At 41.5% G+C, this 17,251-nt stretch carries 14 protein-coding genes and 6 tRNA genes; 18 read left to right on the forward strand and 2 right to left on the reverse strand.

Translation table 11 applies throughout. The features are described 5' to 3' along the window. The first annotated feature begins 72 nt into the window (after window positions 1-72). The 6 genes from rpsO to bshB1 all read left to right on the forward strand — a co-directional run bounded on the left by rpsO (window position 73) and on the right by bshB1 (window position 6,456). Entirely contained in the window at window positions 73-348 is a 276-nt protein-coding gene (gene rpsO, locus KI659_RS11110; RefSeq protein WP_213945416.1) for a 30S ribosomal protein S15, read from the forward strand. A gap of 113 nt (window positions 349-461) precedes the next feature. Then, complete coding sequence (gene pnp / locus KI659_RS11115) at window positions 462-2,603, forward strand: polyribonucleotide nucleotidyltransferase (protein WP_213945417.1); 2,142 nt, start codon at window positions 462-464, stop codon at window positions 2,601-2,603. 87 nt (window positions 2,604-2,690) lie between these two features. Beyond that, window positions 2,691-3,554, forward strand: coding sequence for a sigma-70 family RNA polymerase sigma factor (locus KI659_RS11120; protein WP_143960983.1), 864 nt, complete (start codon window positions 2,691-2,693; stop codon window positions 3,552-3,554). Between the two features lie 174 nt (window positions 3,555-3,728). Then, window positions 3,729-4,673 (forward strand): thioredoxin-disulfide reductase, encoded by a 945-nt coding sequence (gene trxB, locus KI659_RS11125; RefSeq protein ID WP_213945418.1) that lies wholly within the window; start codon window positions 3,729-3,731, stop codon window positions 4,671-4,673. A 7-nt stretch (window positions 4,674-4,680) separates the two neighbouring features. Next, window positions 4,681-5,715, forward strand: coding sequence for a peptidoglycan DD-metalloendopeptidase family protein (locus KI659_RS11130; protein ID WP_213945419.1), 1,035 nt, complete (start codon window positions 4,681-4,683; stop codon window positions 5,713-5,715). Between the two features lie 24 nt (window positions 5,716-5,739). Then, entirely contained in the window at window positions 5,740-6,456 is a 717-nt protein-coding gene (gene bshB1 / locus KI659_RS11135; RefSeq protein WP_213945420.1) for a bacillithiol biosynthesis deacetylase BshB1, read from the forward strand. 34 nt (window positions 6,457-6,490) lie between these two features. Here bshB1 and pdxH read toward each other — a convergent pair whose 3' ends face one another. After that, window positions 6,491-7,126: a pyridoxamine 5'-phosphate oxidase gene (gene pdxH, locus KI659_RS11140; protein ID WP_213945421.1), complete on the reverse strand. Its 636-nt coding sequence runs from the start codon at window positions 7,124-7,126 to the stop codon at window positions 6,491-6,493. A 102-nt stretch (window positions 7,127-7,228) separates the two neighbouring features. Here pdxH and KI659_RS11145 point away from each other — a divergent pair, with 102 nt between their 5' ends. The 10 genes from KI659_RS11145 (at window position 7,229) to KI659_RS11190 (ending at window position 14,726) form a co-directional block, all read left to right on the forward strand. Next, window positions 7,229-7,798, forward strand: coding sequence for a YqgE/AlgH family protein (locus tag KI659_RS11145; protein WP_213945422.1), 570 nt, complete (start codon window positions 7,229-7,231; stop codon window positions 7,796-7,798). A 58-nt stretch (window positions 7,799-7,856) separates the two neighbouring features. Beyond that, window positions 7,857-9,698 carry a DUF349 domain-containing protein gene (locus tag KI659_RS11150; protein WP_213945423.1) on the forward strand — a complete coding sequence of 614 codons (1,842 nt, stop codon included), beginning with the start codon at window positions 7,857-7,859 and terminating at the stop codon, window positions 9,696-9,698. Window positions 9,699-9,824: 126 nt separating this feature from the next. Further along, a tRNA-Thr gene (locus KI659_RS11155) sits at window positions 9,825-9,897 on the forward strand. Window positions 9,898-9,905: 8 nt separating this feature from the next. Next, a tRNA-Thr gene (locus KI659_RS11160) sits at window positions 9,906-9,978 on the forward strand. An 8-nt stretch (window positions 9,979-9,986) separates the two neighbouring features. Next, a tRNA-Thr gene (locus KI659_RS11165) sits at window positions 9,987-10,059 on the forward strand. A gap of 8 nt (window positions 10,060-10,067) precedes the next feature. Continuing rightward, window positions 10,068-10,140 (forward strand) — tRNA-Thr (locus KI659_RS11170). An 8-nt stretch (window positions 10,141-10,148) separates the two neighbouring features. After that, window positions 10,149-10,221 (forward strand) — tRNA-Thr (locus KI659_RS11175). An 8-nt stretch (window positions 10,222-10,229) separates the two neighbouring features. After that, window positions 10,230-10,302: transfer RNA gene (locus tag KI659_RS11180), tRNA-Thr, on the forward strand. Window positions 10,303-10,451: 149 nt separating this feature from the next. Continuing rightward, a complete protein-coding gene (locus KI659_RS11185; RefSeq protein WP_213945424.1) occupies window positions 10,452-12,929 on the forward strand; it encodes a PIG-L family deacetylase in 2,478 nt (825 codons plus the stop codon). Window positions 12,930-13,010: 81 nt separating this feature from the next. After that, complete coding sequence (locus KI659_RS11190) at window positions 13,011-14,726, forward strand: sodium:solute symporter (protein WP_213945425.1); 1,716 nt, start codon at window positions 13,011-13,013, stop codon at window positions 14,724-14,726. Between the two features lie 46 nt (window positions 14,727-14,772). Here KI659_RS11190 and KI659_RS11195 read toward each other — a convergent pair whose 3' ends face one another. Continuing rightward, on the reverse strand, window positions 14,773-15,624 hold the full coding sequence (locus KI659_RS11195) for a DUF2911 domain-containing protein (RefSeq protein WP_213945426.1): 852 nt from the start codon (window positions 15,622-15,624) through the stop codon (window positions 14,773-14,775). A gap of 97 nt (window positions 15,625-15,721) precedes the next feature. Here KI659_RS11195 and KI659_RS11200 point away from each other — a divergent pair, with 97 nt between their 5' ends. Both KI659_RS11200 and KI659_RS11205 read left to right on the forward strand, forming a co-directional pair. Continuing rightward, on the forward strand, window positions 15,722-16,327 hold the full coding sequence (locus KI659_RS11200; RefSeq protein WP_213945427.1) for a DNA-3-methyladenine glycosylase: 606 nt from the start codon (window positions 15,722-15,724) through the stop codon (window positions 16,325-16,327). Then, a complete protein-coding gene (locus KI659_RS11205; protein ID WP_213945428.1) occupies window positions 16,324-17,247 on the forward strand; it encodes a 2-hydroxyacid dehydrogenase in 924 nt (307 codons plus the stop codon). Before KI659_RS11200 ends, KI659_RS11205 begins: the two co-directional genes overlap by 4 nt. Window positions 17,248-17,251: the final 4 nt, after the last annotated feature.

The raw sequence follows: 17,251 nt of genomic DNA on the forward strand, positions 1-17,251 counted from the left end.
TTTTATTGTTAGAAATAAAACCGCTATCTTTGTAGCTGTTTTAAAAAATTATCATTATCTAATTAACTAAGCATGTATTTAACATCAGAGAAAAAAACAGAGTTGTTTAAAAATCATGGTAGGTTAAAATCTGATAAAGACACTGGTTCTCCTGAGTCTCAGATCGCTTTATTCACATTCAGAATCAAGCACTTAACTGACCACCTTAAAACCAACAAAAAAGATCACTCTTCAAGATTGGGTCTTTTGAAACTGGTAGGTAAGCGCAGAAGTCTTTTGAATTATCTTTACAAAAATGATATCGAAAGATACAGAGCTGTACTTGCAGACTTAGGATTACGTAAATAAAAAACATGACTGTAAGGTTCTTCCTAGGGAGAACCTTACTTTTTTGATTCTACTACCCCCAGCTATTAAACCTTACTTTTAAAACTATCTTAAGTTATTCTTAACAAAATTGTATGTTACCAAACGTCATTTCAAAGTCCATCAAGTTAGAGGACGGAAGAGAAATTATTATTGAAACTGGTGCCTTAGCCAAGCAAGCCGATGGGGCTGTGGTGGTAAGGATGGGAAATGCCATGCTATTAGCCACTGTTGTTTCTAAAAAAGAAGCTGCTGAAGGGGTTGATTTCCTACCCATGTCAGTGGATTACCAAGAGAAATTTGCCGCATCAGGTAAAATCCCAGGAGGTTTCCTAAAAAGAGAAGGGAGACTTTCCGACTATGAAATTCTAATCAGCCGTATCGTAGATAGAGCTATCCGCCCTATTTTCCCGGATGACTATCATGCTGACACCCAAATCGCCATCACTTTGATGTCAGGCGATGCAGATGTGCTTCCGGATGCACTTGCGGGCTTGGCGGCTTCTGCGGCTCTTGCCGTATCCGACATTCCTTTCAATGGCCCCATTTCAGAAGTAAGGGTTGCCAAAATTGATGGCAATCTTATCATCAACCCCACTCCAACCCAATTGCAGTCAGCTTCAATGGAGTTGATCGTTGCTGGTTCTATGGAGTACATCCTTATGGTGGAAGGTGAAGGCGACGAGATCTCAGAAGACGAGATGGTAGAAGCGCTTCAATTTGCCCATGAGGAGATCAAAAGACACTGCCAGGTTCAGAAAGAACTTGAAGCTGCAGTGGGTAAAGAAACCAAAAGGGAGTATTCTCACGAAAAAGAAGACCAGCCTTTATTTGATAAAATGAAGACTGAGCTCTACGATAAAATCTACGAAGTGGTAGGTCGCCAATTGGCTAACAAATCACAGAGAGGTGAATTGATCAAAGCCATCAAAACTGAGTTCGTTGAAACATTAGGTGAAGAGCATGAGTATGAGGCTAGCCTTATCGGCCCATATTTCAGCAAGATCCACAAGGAGGCGGCTCGAAACCTTACTTTGAATGAAAAGAAAAGACTTGACGGAAGACAGACTGACGAAATCCGTCCGATCTGGTCTGTAGTTGATTACTTGCCATCTGCCCACGGTTCGGCTGTTTTCACCAGAGGGGAAACCCAATCTGTAACCACATGTACCTTGGGAACCAAGATGGATGAGCAGATGATCGATGGAGCTACCATTTCGGGTTACAACAAATTCTTTTTACACTATAATTTCCCAGGATTCTCCACAGGTGAAGTAAAGCCAAACAGAGGACCGGGAAGAAGAGAAGTTGGACATGGTAACTTGGCCATGAGAGCTTTGAAAAAAGTATTGCCTCCTGAGGAAGAAAATCCTTATACTATCAGAATCGTTTCTGACATCTTGGAATCCAACGGTTCGTCATCCATGGCCACAGTTTGTGCTGGTTCCTTGGCCCTGATGGACGCAGGCATCAAGATCAAAGCTCCTGTGACGGGTATTGCTATGGGGATGATTTCCGATGCAAAAACCGGGAAATACAGCATCCTTTCTGATATCCTCGGTGATGAGGATCACTTGGGTGACATGGATTTCAAAGTAACCGGTACTGAAAAAGGTATCACGGCTTGCCAGATGGATCTGAAAGTGGAAGGCTTAGACTACAATGTTTTGAAAGAAGCTTTGTACCAAGCTAAAGAAGGTAGACTCCACATTTTGAGAGAGATCAGCAAGACTCTTGATGCCCCTAAAGCGGAACTTAAGCCGCACACACCAAGATCTTACAACATGATGATTCCTAAGGAATTGATCGGTGCAGTGATCGGGCCAGGTGGTAAAGTAATCCAAGAAATCCAAAAGGACACCGGTGCTACAATTGTAATAGAAGAAGTGGATAATGCAGGCAAAATCAATGTTTTCTCTAATAATGAGGATTCCATGAATGCTGCCATCAGCCGAATCAAAGGGATTGTTGCTCAGCCAGAGATAGGGGAGACCTATACGGGTAAAGTTAAAAATATTATGCCATTTGGGGCGTTTGTAGAATTCATGCCAGGCAAAGATGGCCTGTTGCATATTTCTGAAATCAAGTGGGAAAGACTGGAAAACATGGAAGGCGTGCTAGAGCCAGGTGAAGAGATCATGGTCAAATTGATTGACGTAGATAAGAAAACCGGCAAATTCAAGCTTTCCAGAAAGGCTCTATTACCTAAACCAGAAAAGCAGGAGAAAAAAGATTAAAATAATCTGAAACCATTTTAGTATTTTGAACTTATTTTCAATATACATCTGTTATTACACCAGTCTTTACAAAACAAACGAAATTGAATGAGGCAGCTTAAAATTAGCAAACAGATTACTAACCGAGAGAGTCAATCTCTTGATAAATATTTACAGGAAATAGGTAAGGTTGACCTTTTGACAGCCGATGAAGAGGTGATTCTTGCCAAAAGAATCCGTGAAGGCGACCAACTAGCTCTTGAAAAATTAACTAAGGCCAACCTAAGGTTTGTCGTTTCTGTAGCTAAGCAGTATCAAAATCAAGGTTTATCACTTGGGGATCTTATCAACGAAGGTAACCTAGGCCTGATCAAAGCTGCCCAAAGATTTGATGAAACTAGAGGTTTTAAATTCATCTCTTACGCCGTATGGTGGATCAGACAGTCCATTTTGCAAGCTCTTGCCGAGCAATCCAGGATTGTTAGACTTCCACTAAACAGGGTAGGGTCTTTGAACAAAATCAGCAAAACTTTCTCAGAACTTGAGCAAAAATTCGAAAGAGAGCCATCTCCTGAGGAGCTTGCCGAGGTATTGGAAGTCACTGCTGGTGAGGTAGTGGATACCATGAAGATTTCGGGTAGACACGTCTCAATGGACGCACCATTTGTACAAGGTGAAGAAAACAGCCTCTTGGATGTTTTGGAAAATGATGGTGAAGAGAAACCAGATGATGGCCTGATGAATGATTCCCTTCGCAAGGAGGTTCAGAGGGCATTGTCAACTTTGACACAGAGAGAAGCTGATGTAATTACTTTGTATTTTGGTCTGAATGGTGAACATGCCATGACTTTGGAAGAGATTGGAGAGAAATTCAATCTGACAAGGGAAAGAGTAAGACAGATCAAAGAAAAGGCAATCAGAAGATTACGTCATACCAGCCGAAGCAAGACTTTAAAACCTTACCTCGGTTAATACAATATCTTATTAGAAACAATGTAAAAAGGGGATTTTATCCCCTTTTTTTATGGTTTATATCGAAATAAACCGCAGTGCATTTTACCTTTGAATTAGCTATTTTTAACAAGAATAACCTTTGTTAAAAGAGATAAATTGTTAAAATTTGCCAACCTTAAATTTTATGAATCCATGAGCCAAGATATAGAAAGCATACAAGTTTTAATAGTTGGGTCAGGTCCTGCAGGATATACCGCAGCCATTTACGCTGCAAGAGCAGGTTTAAAGCCTGTTTTATATACTGGAGGCCAGCCTGGTGGACAGTTGACCATTACCACAGATGTTGAGAATTACCCGGGTTACCCTGAGGGGGTAATGGGCCCTCAAATGATGGAGGATTTTAGGAAGCAGGCAGAAAGATTCGGTACTGATGTGAGATACGGTCTGGTTACAGAAGTTGATTTTTCTCAAAGACCCCACAAAGTAATTGTAGACGATCAAAAAACCATTCATGCAGATACCGTTTTGATTTCAACCGGAGCCTCTGCGAAGTGGCTTGGGCTTGAAAGCGAAACCCGTCTTAATGGAAAAGGTGTTTCAGCCTGTGCGGTTTGTGATGGATTTTTCTTCAGAGGCCAAGATGTAGCTATCGTTGGGGCAGGTGATACAGCATGTGAAGAGGCTAGCTATCTTTCCAACATTTGTAATAAGGTTTACATGATCGTGAGGAGAGACGAGATGAGAGCTTCTCAAATCATGCAAAAGCGTGTCATGAACAACCCGAAAATCGAAATTCTCTGGAATACAGAAACGGAAGAAATCTTGGGTGACGAGGAAGTGACCGGTGCAAGATTGAGAAACAATCAAACCGGTGAAACCATTGAATTGAATGTAACTGGATTTTTTGTTGCCATAGGCCACCAGCCAAATACTGATATTTTCAAATCCTACATTGACATGGATGAATCCGGCTATATCATCACCCAGCCAGGAAGCACCAGAACCAATATTGAAGGAGTCTTCGCATGTGGAGACGCTCAGGATCATATCTACCGCCAAGCCGTAACTGCCGCTGGAACAGGTTGCATGGCTGCATTAGATGCAGAAAGATATTTGGCTGAAAAAGAGCTTGTATAGACGGCGAATGAGTTTCCAATTCCGAATTTTATTTATTGGATTGCTGTGCTTGATGAGCTATGCCTCCCAAGCGCAGCAATTTCCCCGTATATTCAAAAAAAACGCACCCAAAACCCAGCCCATTGAAGCCCCAGCCACCCGGAGCTTGGAAACCTTCGATGTCCAACAATACTTAAAAGACCTAAGAAAGGAAACCGATTCCCTTATTTATAAGGACTATGTAAACTTGAAAAGGCGATTGAGCCCCATTAGTGAGGATACTACAACATTAATATGGGCCCCAACCAATCAGTTGGTGAAGGTTTCTGAGCAAATCATGATTGACAGCATTTGGGTCACTGCTTTTGAGTATTACTCATCTTGGGATAGCCAAAAAATCAATATTTATAACTTTAACCCCAAAGACTTTAAAGACACGGTTCATATAAAGCTATACGATCAATTCTTCGGAAGTAATTGGCACGTGCCTTTGCAAGAAACTCGGATCACTTCAGACTTTGGTTTCAGAAGGATCAGATGGCATCACGGTACAGATTTAAAACTAAACACCGGTGATCCCATTCATAGTACCTTTGATGGAATTGTCCGTATCAAATCCTACGATAGGAATGGTTATGGTTATTATGTCGTGGTAAGGCATAAAAATGGTTTGGAGACACTCTATGGACATATGTCCAAGATACTGGTTGAAGTAGGGCAAGAAGTGATTGCAGGTGATGTGCTAGGTCTAGGAGGGAGTACGGGACGGAGCTCCGGACCGCACTTGCATTATGAAATACGGTACCAAGGACTATCCATCAACCCTACGGAAATTTTTGATTTTAATATCGGGCGAATCAAAGGTGATTCTTACACGATCACCGCTAACAGTTTTGATCATGTGATCAAAGCACAACAAGCAGTTTATCACAGAGTAAGAAGTGGGGAAAATCTGGGTCTAATTGCGAGAAGGTATGGAGTATCTGTCAACCAGATTGCGCGTCTGAATGGAATTTCTACCAGATCGATAATCAAAGTTGGACAACGATTGAAAATTAAATGATTACCTTTTTAAGCTTTAAAATATATGAAACTTGACATTTTGGCGATAGCCGCCCATCCTGATGATGCCGAACTTTCCTGCTCAGGAACCCTAGCTGCACATGTGGCCCAAGGTTTTAAGGTAGGTATATTGGATCTTACTCAAGGGGAAATGGGAACACGCGGCACGCCAGCCATAAGAATGGAGGAAAGTGCCGCAGCCGCTGAAGTTTTAGGGCTTAGCATGCGGGAAAACCTTAAATTTAGAGATGTGTTTTTCACAGATGACGAAAAACACCATTTGGAAATAGTAAAGATAATCAGGAAATACAAGCCTGAAATTGTATTGGCCAATGCGATTTCTGATAGGCATCCTGATCATGGAAAAGGAGCTCAGGTTGCTACAAAAGCCTGTTTTACCAGTGGCTTAAGGCGAGTGGTTACGGAACTAGAGGGGGAGGAGCAGGAACCTTGGAGACCTAAATATGTCTATCATTACATACAGAACAATTACATCAAGCCTGATTTTGTAATGGATATTTCTGGGTTTTGGGAGAAAAAGGTGGAAAGCATTCGCGCTTTTAAGTCCCAATTCCACGATCCTGACAGCAACGAACCCCAAAGCTTCATTTCTTCTCCGGAATTTTTGGATTTTATCGAAGCTAGAGCCAAAGAGTTTGGCCACAGTATCAATGTGAAGTATGGTGAGGGTTTTACCGTCGAACGAACCATAGGGACGGGTAACCTTTTCAATATAAAATAAAAACAGGCCTGAAATACCTTCAGGCCTGTTTTTATTATGGGGCCAATCTATTGATTTGCCAATTCCCAGTTTCGTCCAACTGGAATTCTAGCCTATCATGGAGCCTACTTGGTCTCCCCTGCCAAAATTCGATTACATTGGGAATTAGTCGGTAACCACCCCAATGGTCAGGTCTATCAATAATCTTATCCTTATAAGATTGCTCAACTTCAGTAAGACGTTTCTGTAAAAACTCTTTATTCGGAATTACCTTACTTTGGGGGGAGGTAATGGCCCCAATCTGGCTGCCCACAGGTCGGGAGGAAAAGTACTCATCCGATTCAGCTGCCGCGATTTTCTCCAGCTTCCCTTCGATCCGCACTTGCCTTTCGAGTTCAGGCCAGAAAAAGGTCAAGGCAGCAAAGGGGTTTTTGGCTATTTGTTGGCCTTTTCTACTTTCATAATTTGTAAAAAAGACAAATCCGTGATCCACTCCCTTTAAAAGTACCACCCTGGCAGAGGGTTTGTTGCTATCATTGACCGTGGCCAAGTTCATGGCATTTGCCTCTACGGCCTTTACTTCTAAAGCTTCCTCAAACCACTTTTTGAATTGATCAATTGGATTGTGGTTAACATGGTCCACATCCAGAGTCTTGAGGGAATATTCATTCCTAAGTGCAGCTATATTCATGGTTATGATGTTGGTAATTGGGTGCTGATATAAAATTAATATACTTATTGCATTTAAAAAATTTTGATATAAATTGACAGAATAATATAAACGTTATTTTTCATGGGATTAACTTCTAATAAAAGTCCAGTGGCGGGTGATCTGCTGATCTCCGAACCTTTTTTGCAAGACGAAAATTTTGTAAGATCAGTCATTCTGCTCTGTGAGCACAATGAGAAAGGCTCTTTTGGCCTTGTCTTAAATAAACTTTCCATAGTCCGCTTAGGGGACCTCATTCAAGACCTGAGTAGTTATGACACTTCTGTATACGTGGGAGGACCCGTTGAGCAAAACACCCTGCATTTTATCTACCATGGCGACCAGCTTATCACCGGCAGCATTCCTTTGGCTCCAGATATTTGGTGGAGTGGAAATTTCACAGAATTGGTGGATAAATTGAAAACCAGCGATTTGGATGTAGACAAGTTTAGATTCTTTTTGGGATACAGTGGTTGGTCCGAAGGCCAGCTGCAGGAAGAAATTGACTTAAAAACTTGGATTGTATGTCCCTCTGAGCTTTCTCAGCATATTTTTAATTCGGATCCGGATGAGCTTTGGAAAATAATTCTAAAGAACATGGGGGGCGAATATCAACTTCTGGCAAATTATCCGATAGACCCAAGATTGAATTAGCCAAAATTTCTTACTTTTGTTTATAGCTTTTCAAAAGTTTTATATTACCCCAGTATTTATGGACAACGATAAAGAAATGTCAAAGCAAGATCAGGTGACCCCGGAAGTTAATGAAACTCAAGAGGGTATTCAAGCAGCCCAAAATCAGGAGCATGATTCAGATGAAAATCCACATGAGGAAGAAGACCATCATGTCGATTATTCCAACCATTCGAAAAAAGAGCTGATTTCAGCTCTAAAAGAAATATTGGCAGCGGATCAGCTAATTAAAAAGGATGGGGAAGTTAATGAAATTAAAGCTCATTTTGATGAATTTTATCAACTGGAGAAAAAAGAGGCTGCAGCCAAATTCGAGCAGGAGGGAGGTAATCCTGATGACTTTCAATATAGAAATACTGATGAAGATAAAGATTTTTTCAAATATTACAACGAATTCCGTGAGCGCAAGGCTAACCAGATCAAAGAGTTAGAAAAGAACAAGGAAAAAAATCTTCACGCCAAAAATGAAATCCTGCAAAAGCTTCGTGAATTGGTGGATGGGGAAGAGACCACCCACAGCATAAGCACGATAAAGGAAATTCAGGAAGAATGGAAGAAAATCGGGCCTGTCCCAGCTTCCCAAAATAAAAACCTTTGGGCATCTTATAATGCCTTGATGGATAGGTTTTATGATAATAGAAGCATTTATTTTGAGCTTAAAGAGCTTGATCGTAAAAAAAACCTGGAACATAAGCTGGAAATCTGTCAGCGTGCGGAGCATTTAGGACAGTCTGAAGACTTAAAAGAAGCCATCAAGGTTTTGAATGATCTCCATGATGAATTTAAGCACGTTGGTCCGGTGCCGAGAGAGGAACAGGAGCAAGTATGGCAAAGATTCAAGTCAGCCTCAGATGCCATTTACGCTAGAAGGAAAAACTATTATGAAGACCAAGTTGAAGTTTTCAAAGCCAATCAAGTTAAAAAAGAGGCTTTGATCGAAAAACTTGATCAGTATAAAGACTTCAAAGCTGACCGTATTAAAGACTGGAATAATAAAACCAAGGAAATCTTGGATATCCAGAAACAATGGGAGGCAGTGGGGCCTGTACCCCGTGAAAGCGGAAAAGAAATCAACAAGAAGTTTTGGGGACTGTTCAAACAGTTTTTCCATAACAAAAACCTGTTTTTCAAAGAACTTGACGAAATAAGGCTTCAAAACAAGGCCAAGGCTGAAGAGCTAATTGCTAAAGCTACTTCTTTTTCTGATAGTACCGACTGGCAGGCGGCCGGCAAGGAACTGATTCAGCTGCAGCAGGACTGGAAAAAGATTGGACCAACTCCTGAAAAAGTGAGGGATGATCTTTACAAGCGCTTTAAGAAAGCCTGTGACACTTTCTTTGATAAAAGAAGACAAGCCAATAAGGAGCTTAACAAGGAGTTTGATCAAAACCTTAATGAAAAGGAGCAGCTTTGCGAAAAGATCAAATCCACGGCTTCAACTGGAGAAAACCTTTCCCAGGAAGAGCTTGAGGGCTTTATTGCCGAATACAACAGCATTGGTTTTGTACCAAGAAAAAACATAAAAGACATCGCTGCCAAGTTCAACGAGGCATTAGATCAATATGTAAATAAACTGGGGGTGGAAAGCGGTGATAAAGAAGAATTCCTCTTCAGGCTTAACCTCACCAAACTACAGGCAGACCCACACGGAAATAGGGAGTTGAACAAAAAAGAGCATGGTATCAGAAAACAGATTGCCGATCTGGAAAACAATATTACCCTTTGGAAAAACAACTTGGAATTTTTTGCTGCATCACGCACTGCTGATAAATTGAAAGATCAGTTTGACGAAAAAATCGTGAAAGCAGAGAAAGAAATTGACAGGTTGAAGAAAAAACTTTCCATTCTGAGAGAATTTTAAGAAGTTCACATTTAGGGAGATAGTTGCATCTCCCTAAATTTTCTTCCAAATTATTTGAATAAACTGTGCCTTAGACCTATATTTGCACTCGCAATAAGGGAAAAGCCCCTTATCAAAAACATCAAAGCCTCCTTAGCTCAGCTGGTAGAGCAACTGACTTGTAATCAGTAGGTCGATGGTTCGATCCCGACAGGAGGCTCACTTTTAGCCTCTTTAGCTCAGCTGGGAGAGCAACTGACTTGTATTCAGTAGGTCGTTGGTTCGATCCCGACAGGAGGCTCACTTTTAGCCTCTTTAGCTCAGCTGGTAGAGCAACTGACTTGTAATCAGTAGGTCGTTGGTTCGATCCCGACAGGAGGCTCAATTTTAGCCTCTTTAGCTCAGCTGGTAGAGCAACTGACTTGTAATCAGTAGGTCGTTGGTTCGATCCCGACAGGAGGCTCAATTATAGCCTCTTTAGCTCAGCTGGGAGAGCAACTGACTTGTAATCAGTAGGTCGTTGGTTCGATCCCGACAGGAGGCTCAATTATAGCCTCTTTAGCTCAGCTGGTAGAGCAACTGACTTGTAATCAGTAGGTCGCTGGTTCGATCCCGGCAAGGGGCTCAAAATTGTAAAAGCAGTCTTTTAAAGACTGCTTTTTTGGTTTTAAAAAACCTGGAAAAGGCCTCTCCATTTATATAATATTCTTTTAAAATTTGGCTTTATTGATTTAGATTTAGGGTCAATTAGTTTTTGAACCCATGATAAACTGTATGCGGACTTCCGTGCTGGCAATTCTGCTCTGCTTGATCTTTCTGCCCAAATCCTATTCTCAACATCGCAACAGGACCTCCTCTGAAATTTACCATGAGCTGTTAAAGCTTAAGGAAACCAAAAGAGTCCTGTATGTGGCTGCCCACCCCGATGATGAAAACACACGTTTGATTTCTTATTTGGCCAATGAAAAACATGCCCAGATAGCATACCTATCCCTTACGAGGGGTGATGGCGGTCAAAACCTCATCGGCAAGGAGTTGGGCTTGGAATTGGGGATGATAAGGACCCAAGAGCTCCTTCAGGCTCGAAAAGTAGATGGCGGCAGGCAGTTTTTCACCAGAGCCATTGACTTTGGTTTCAGCAAAAATCCGGATGAGACTTTCAACAACTGGGATAAAGAAACTATTTTGAGTGACGTGGTGTGGGTAATCAGAAATTACAAGCCTGATATCATTATCACTAGATTCAATACCGAACCGGGAGGGACACATGGGCATCACACCAGTTCAGCAATTCTCGCTGGCGAAGCGTTTAAGATCGCAGGCGATAGCACCAAATTCCCCGAGCAACTTTTACATACTTCCGCTTGGCAGCCAAAAAGGATTTTTTGGAATGCTTATAACTGGGGCGGCGAATACGAACCGGATGGGGACAAAAAATACCACACATTTCCTGTAGGCGATTATAACTCCGTACTTGGGCGTACTTATTCCCAAATTGCTGCAGCTAGCCGTACGATGCACAAGTCCCAAGGTTTTGGGGCCACAGCCCAAATTGGAGCTGGAACAGATTATATACAGCTTGTTGATGGACCTAAATTCACGAATGATCCTTTCGAAACAGTAAAGAACCGATGGGAGGGGATACCCAATGGGCAAATAATGGAATCGAAAATTTCTGAAGCAATTGACGCTTTTGACTTTGTTAATCTAGGAGCCAATTTGGAAAACCTTTTGGAGATTAGAAGAAGTTTAAATCTTGAAACAGGAAATGAGGATTGGTTAATCGAAAAGAGAAAGGCAATAGATGAAATTATTTTTGATATTTTGGGCTTAACTGCAGAATTCAATGCCGATGAAGAGTTATCATTTCCTGGAAAAGAAATAAAATCGACCCTCGTATTTAACTCCCCATCCAATACAGACATCAGGTTGCAGTCGTATACAATCCTAGATAAGAAACTTGAACTTGAAGAGTCAGTAGAAAAAAACAAACCATTCAAAAAAGACATTAAAATCACCCTACCCCTGGAATATCCAGTTAGCCAGCCGTATTGGTTGGAGGAGGAAATTCTGGACAATGTTTTTTCAATAAGCAATCAAAAAAGTATAGGGCAAGCCTTCAATAAACCTAGTCTATCCGGCTTATTGGCTTTTGAACTCCAAGGGCAGCATTTCCAATACGAATTGCCATTGATGTATAAGTTTAATGACCAGGTCGATGGCGAAACCAAACAGCCGTTCACCATCACTCCTGAAGTGGTAGTTCACGTGGGGGCTAAAAATGTGTTTCTAAAAAAGGGAAAAGAAACCCAAGTGGAAGTAGAGATAGGTTTTTTTGAGGATGTCATAAGCGGAAAGCTTACTTTGGACGGATTAAATCCAGGTCAATACAAGATTCTTCACAATAGAACCGATGAAGTCAAAAAGAAGAAGTTTTTTTCAATAGCAATTGGTGAATTGCCCACGGGTACTGAAAAACTTGATGTAGTGGCCAAATACACCTTGGAAGATGGGAGAGAGTTTGATCAAGATATTATCCGCATTAAATATAAGCATATCCCCAACCTCACCTATTTCCCCAAGAGCAGGTTTAATATCTTGAATCTGAACCTTCAATTAAGTGATCAGCATATTGGCTATATTCCAGGTGCAGGAGATGATATCCCAGAGGTCTTGCAGCAGATGGGTTACCAGGTTACCCTGCTTGACAATGGCAGCCTGACCTCCAATAATCTTAAGCAATATTCCACTATCATCACCGGAATCAGAGCTTTCAATGTCAATGAAAACCTGGCCAACAATATGGACCAGCTGCTTTCCTATGTGAAGGACGGTGGCAATATGATCGTACAATATAATACCAGCTCACCTCTGCTAACCAACCAATTGGGACCTTATCCTATAAAGTTATCCAGGGATCGAGTTTCGGTGGAAGAAGCGCCGGTTAAATTCGATGGTGACAGTAGGATTCTTACTTATCCTCATCGGATTTCGGAGAGTGATTTTGAAAATTGGGTTCAGGAAAGGGGCCTATATTTTGCCGGAGAGTGGGATTCTAAATACCAGACACCATTTACCATGAATGATCCGGGTGAAAGTCCCAAAAAAGGTTCCTTGCTTTATACTGACCATGGAAATGGCACTTTTGCTTATTCCGGAATCAGTTGGTTCCGTTTGCTTCCTGCCGGTGTGCCGGGTGCGATTAAATTATTTGTGAATCTAATCGAGCAAACCCAGGATGGACAAGATTGATTGGCGTAAATATTACATTGGATTGGTGGTGGTGCTCGGGGTTTTGATCATGTTGTTATACTGGATGACCCAATATTACTCATGAGCAATATTGATTGGATAATTTTATTTGGGACCCTGATTTCCATCGTTTCTTACGGAGTATATAAGACCTATGGGGCCAAAGACATGGAAAGCTACCTCAAGGGAAACAGTGATATGAATTGGTGGACAATTGGCTTATCCATTATGGCCACCCAAGCTTCTGCTATCACCTTTTTAAGTACTCCAGGCCAGGCATTTGAAGATGGAATGCGTTTTATACAGTTCTATTTTGGGCTTCCGGTGGCCATGATCATTCTCTCTGTCACCTTCATTCCGCTGTATTACCGACTCAAAGTGTATACTGCGTATGAGTTTTTGGAGAATAGATTCAATTTAAAAACTAGGACTCTGGCAGCACTTTTATTCCTGATTCAAAGGGGATTAGCTGCTGGAATTACCATTTATGCACCATCTATCATTCTTTCGACTCTCCTTGGCTGGAATCTGACTTGGACAAATATCCTGATAGGGGTATTAGTAATTATCTATACGGTCTCAGGCGGGACCAAAGCCGTTTCCATCACTCAAAAGCAACAAATGGCTGTGATGATGGGAGGAATGATATTGGCCGGTGGCTTTGTAATCTATTTGCTTCCCATCAAATTTACCGAAGCCCTCCATGTAGCCGGAAAAATGGAGAAATTAAACATTGTCAACTTTGAATTTGACCTTTCAGACAGGTATAATTTCTGGTCGGGACTGACTGGGGCCCTGTTTCTGTTTCTTTCCTATTTTGGTACAGACCAAAGCCAAGTTCAGCGGTACCTTACAGGGAAATCCTTGGCTGAAAGCAGGATGGGGTTGATCATGAATGGTTTTCTCAAGGTCCCTATGCAATTTATCATCCTTTTTATAGGCGTGATGGTTTTCGTGTTTTACCAATTCTACCAACCTCCCATATTTTTCAATAAAGTCCAAACAGAGAATATCATTGGCAGTCCTTATCAGGAAGATTTCTTACTACTTCAGGATGCATATGACCAGAAGTTTGTTGAAAAAAATCAGGATATCATGGCTATGTTGGAGGCTGTGAAAGCCAAGGATGAAAACAGTATTCGCACTTATCAGCAGTCCATACAGCAATCTTCCTTGGAACAGGAAGAAATCAGAACGGAGGTAAAATCATTGATCCTTAAAAACAATCCCGCTGCTGAAACCAGGGATACCGATTATGTTTTCATGCGTTTTGTAATGGATTATCTGCCAACAGGAGTGATAGGATTGCTATTTGCCGTGATTTTTAGTGCGGCCATGTCCTCTACAGCCTCGGAGCTAAATGCATTGGGCTCAACTACCACGGTGGATGTTTATAAGCGGTCCATCAAGCAGGAAGAAAGCTCTGTTCATTATATGCTTTCCTCAAAATGGTTTACCGCCATTTGGGGTGTATTTGCCATCATATTTGCGACCTATGCCTCCCTGTTTGAAAACCTTATTCAAGCTGTCAACCTTTTGGGCTCCCTGTTTTATGGTACCATTCTAGGGATATTTTTGGTGGGCTTTTATATGAAGTGGGTGAAAGGAAACGCAGTGTTTATTGCCGCCTTGCTTTCCGAAGCCTGTATCCTGATCATTCATTGGCACAACGGCGGAGAGTTATTCGGGGTTGCAATTGATATTGGCTTCCTCTGGTACAATGCTATTGGTTGTCTATTGGTGATGGGGCTTTCCGCATTACTTCAGCCGATAATTGGCCAAACAACACCAAAATAACAGTAAAAAATAAAGGCTGAGGAATTTTCCTCAGCCTTATCATTTTCTACCTGATTGACCTTAACAGCCTCTCATTGAGCGTTACATAATCATCATTTTTGGCTTCCTTGGCCATTTCCAGAGATTTTCTAGCGCTTATTCTGGCTTCCTCCTTTTTACCAAGATCATTCTCAATTTTGGCTTTCAAATGTAGCGTCCAGTATTTTGGATCATTATCAACGGACTTGCTAATCCATTCTAAAGCCTGATTCAAGTCTTTCTTATTGGTGTAATAATAGTTGGCAGCCTGATAATATAAGCCGGGATTTTGAGGATCCTGGTCGATTACCATCTCTTGGATTTGCTTCATCACTATTGGATCCACCTCGGTCTCGATGCGGAATTTAACCGAAGTTCTTTCCCATTTCATAGCTACTGAGGCGCCGGTATCGGTCATGTCCACGAAGTTAATCTCCATGGTTTCATACTTGTTGGCAGTTTTCGAAGGTCTTACCCTAAACCTGAACACATCATCGGCCTGATCATAACCGATGGAGCCCCAAAGCTTGGTGTTTTTGGAGAAAATGATGGTCCAATCCTCTTTTTCAGGAATAGAATAAATGGCATAGCTGCCTTTCTCAAGGTCTCTACCTTCCACTTTCACATCTGTGGAAAAGGTGATTATAGTAGCTGCATTTGCCCCGGTTCTCCAAACTTTTCCGTAGGGCACCAGTTCACCAAAAATCTTTCTACCCTTCATACTAGGTCGGCTATACTCAATTTTCACATCGGTCAAACCGATTTTTTGACTCAATGTAGCTTCCGGGCTCGCCTGAGGCATTTGGATTTGTTGGCCATTTACAGAAGCATATCCCATCATACTCAACAGGATAACAAACAGAGCTAATTTTCTCTTCATAAAATTTTATTATTAATTTTAAATATGACTTATATTATGGTAATATTATTGCTTATAATTCAATTAATTCTTAATTTAAGCTAGTTTTTATTGCGTCATGAACCTAACCGTATTGCCTAAAGAATTCTTTTTGGAAAATGAGGTTACTCAGATTTCCAAAGAGCTGCTTGGCAAAATAATGGTCTCCCAAATTGGCGAATCCATCACAGCGGGCAGAATCGTAGAAACGGAAGCCTATGACGGGAATAAAGATAAAGCTTGTCATGCATATCTCAATCGAAATACGAAAAGAACTGAAGTAATGTTTAAGGAAGGAGGGCGCAGTTATGTGTACCTCTGCTATGGGATCCATCATCTGTTTAACATTGTCACGCATATTGAAAATCAGGCCAATGCAGTCTTGATTAGAGCTCTGGAGCCGCTAAAAGGCATTGAGGAAATGAAGATTCGCCGCGGCATGGAAAATATAAAAACGCTTTGCAATGGACCGGGAAAGCTTGCTATGGCGATGGGCATCCATAAACAATACAACGATACCGTCCTTTATAATAAAGAGTCCCCGATTTGGATAGGCAAGCTGGAAAGCGAACCGAAATTTGAAATTGTGGAAACCACTAGGATAGGAGTAGATTATGCCGAAGAAGATGCGGCATTACCCTGGAGGTATTACATAAAAGATAACCTGTTTATCAGCAAAAAATGAACATAGCTATTATAGCGCCAGGACGTGATGTTACCGTTTGGAAAGAAACGATAGAAAAAGAAGCCAAAGGGGTGAATATTCAGGTATACCCTGAAATCAGTTCACCCGAAAATGTGGATATGGTGATGCTATGGCAGCATCCTAAGGGGATTTTGAAGAAATTCACCAACTTAAAGTTCATCAGCTCGATGGGGGCAGGGGTGGACCATATTCTCAACGACCCGTATCTGCCAGAAGGAATTCCTGTGGCAAGGATTAAGGATGAAAAACTGACCTTCTCCATGACCAATTATGTGGTTATGGGGGTGCTGAATTTCCACCGAAGGTTGAGCCACTTTCAGGAAAACCAAAAAAAGAAACGATGGGATATGAAAAACCCTGAAATCGATGTAAAAGTTGGCGTGATGGGAGTGGGAGCTTTGGGTGGAGATGTTTTGGATAAATTATCCTACATGGGTTTTGATGTATATGGATATGGAAACAGTCCAAAAGAAGATTTTCCTTTTACGTATTTCCATGGAAAGGAAGGTTTAAAGTCATTTCTGGATAAAGTAAACGTGATAGCCTGTCTCTTGCCCCTGACAGAGCAGACTGAGGGATTCTTAAATAGCGACTTCTTTGAGGATTGCCAAAAGGGTACCTATTTGATTAACGTGGCGCGTGGAAAACATCTGGTGGAAGAGGATCTCATAAAAGCCTTGAAAAAAGGGCATATATCGGGTACTTTGCTGGATGTTTATAGCAAGGAACCCCTTCCCAAAGACCATCCATTTTGGGATAATGAGAAAATTACCATGACACCCCATATTGCCAGTGTGACCAACCCACTGGCAGCCGCACCGAAGATTGCGGAAAATTGCAGGAGGTGGATGGAGGGGAAACCTTTGAGGAATGTAGTGAACCAAGAAAAAGGCTATTAAAACG

Source organism: Litoribacter ruber (assembly GCF_018449405.1).
GTDB lineage: Bacteria > Bacteroidota > Bacteroidia > Cytophagales > Cyclobacteriaceae > Litoribacter > Litoribacter ruber.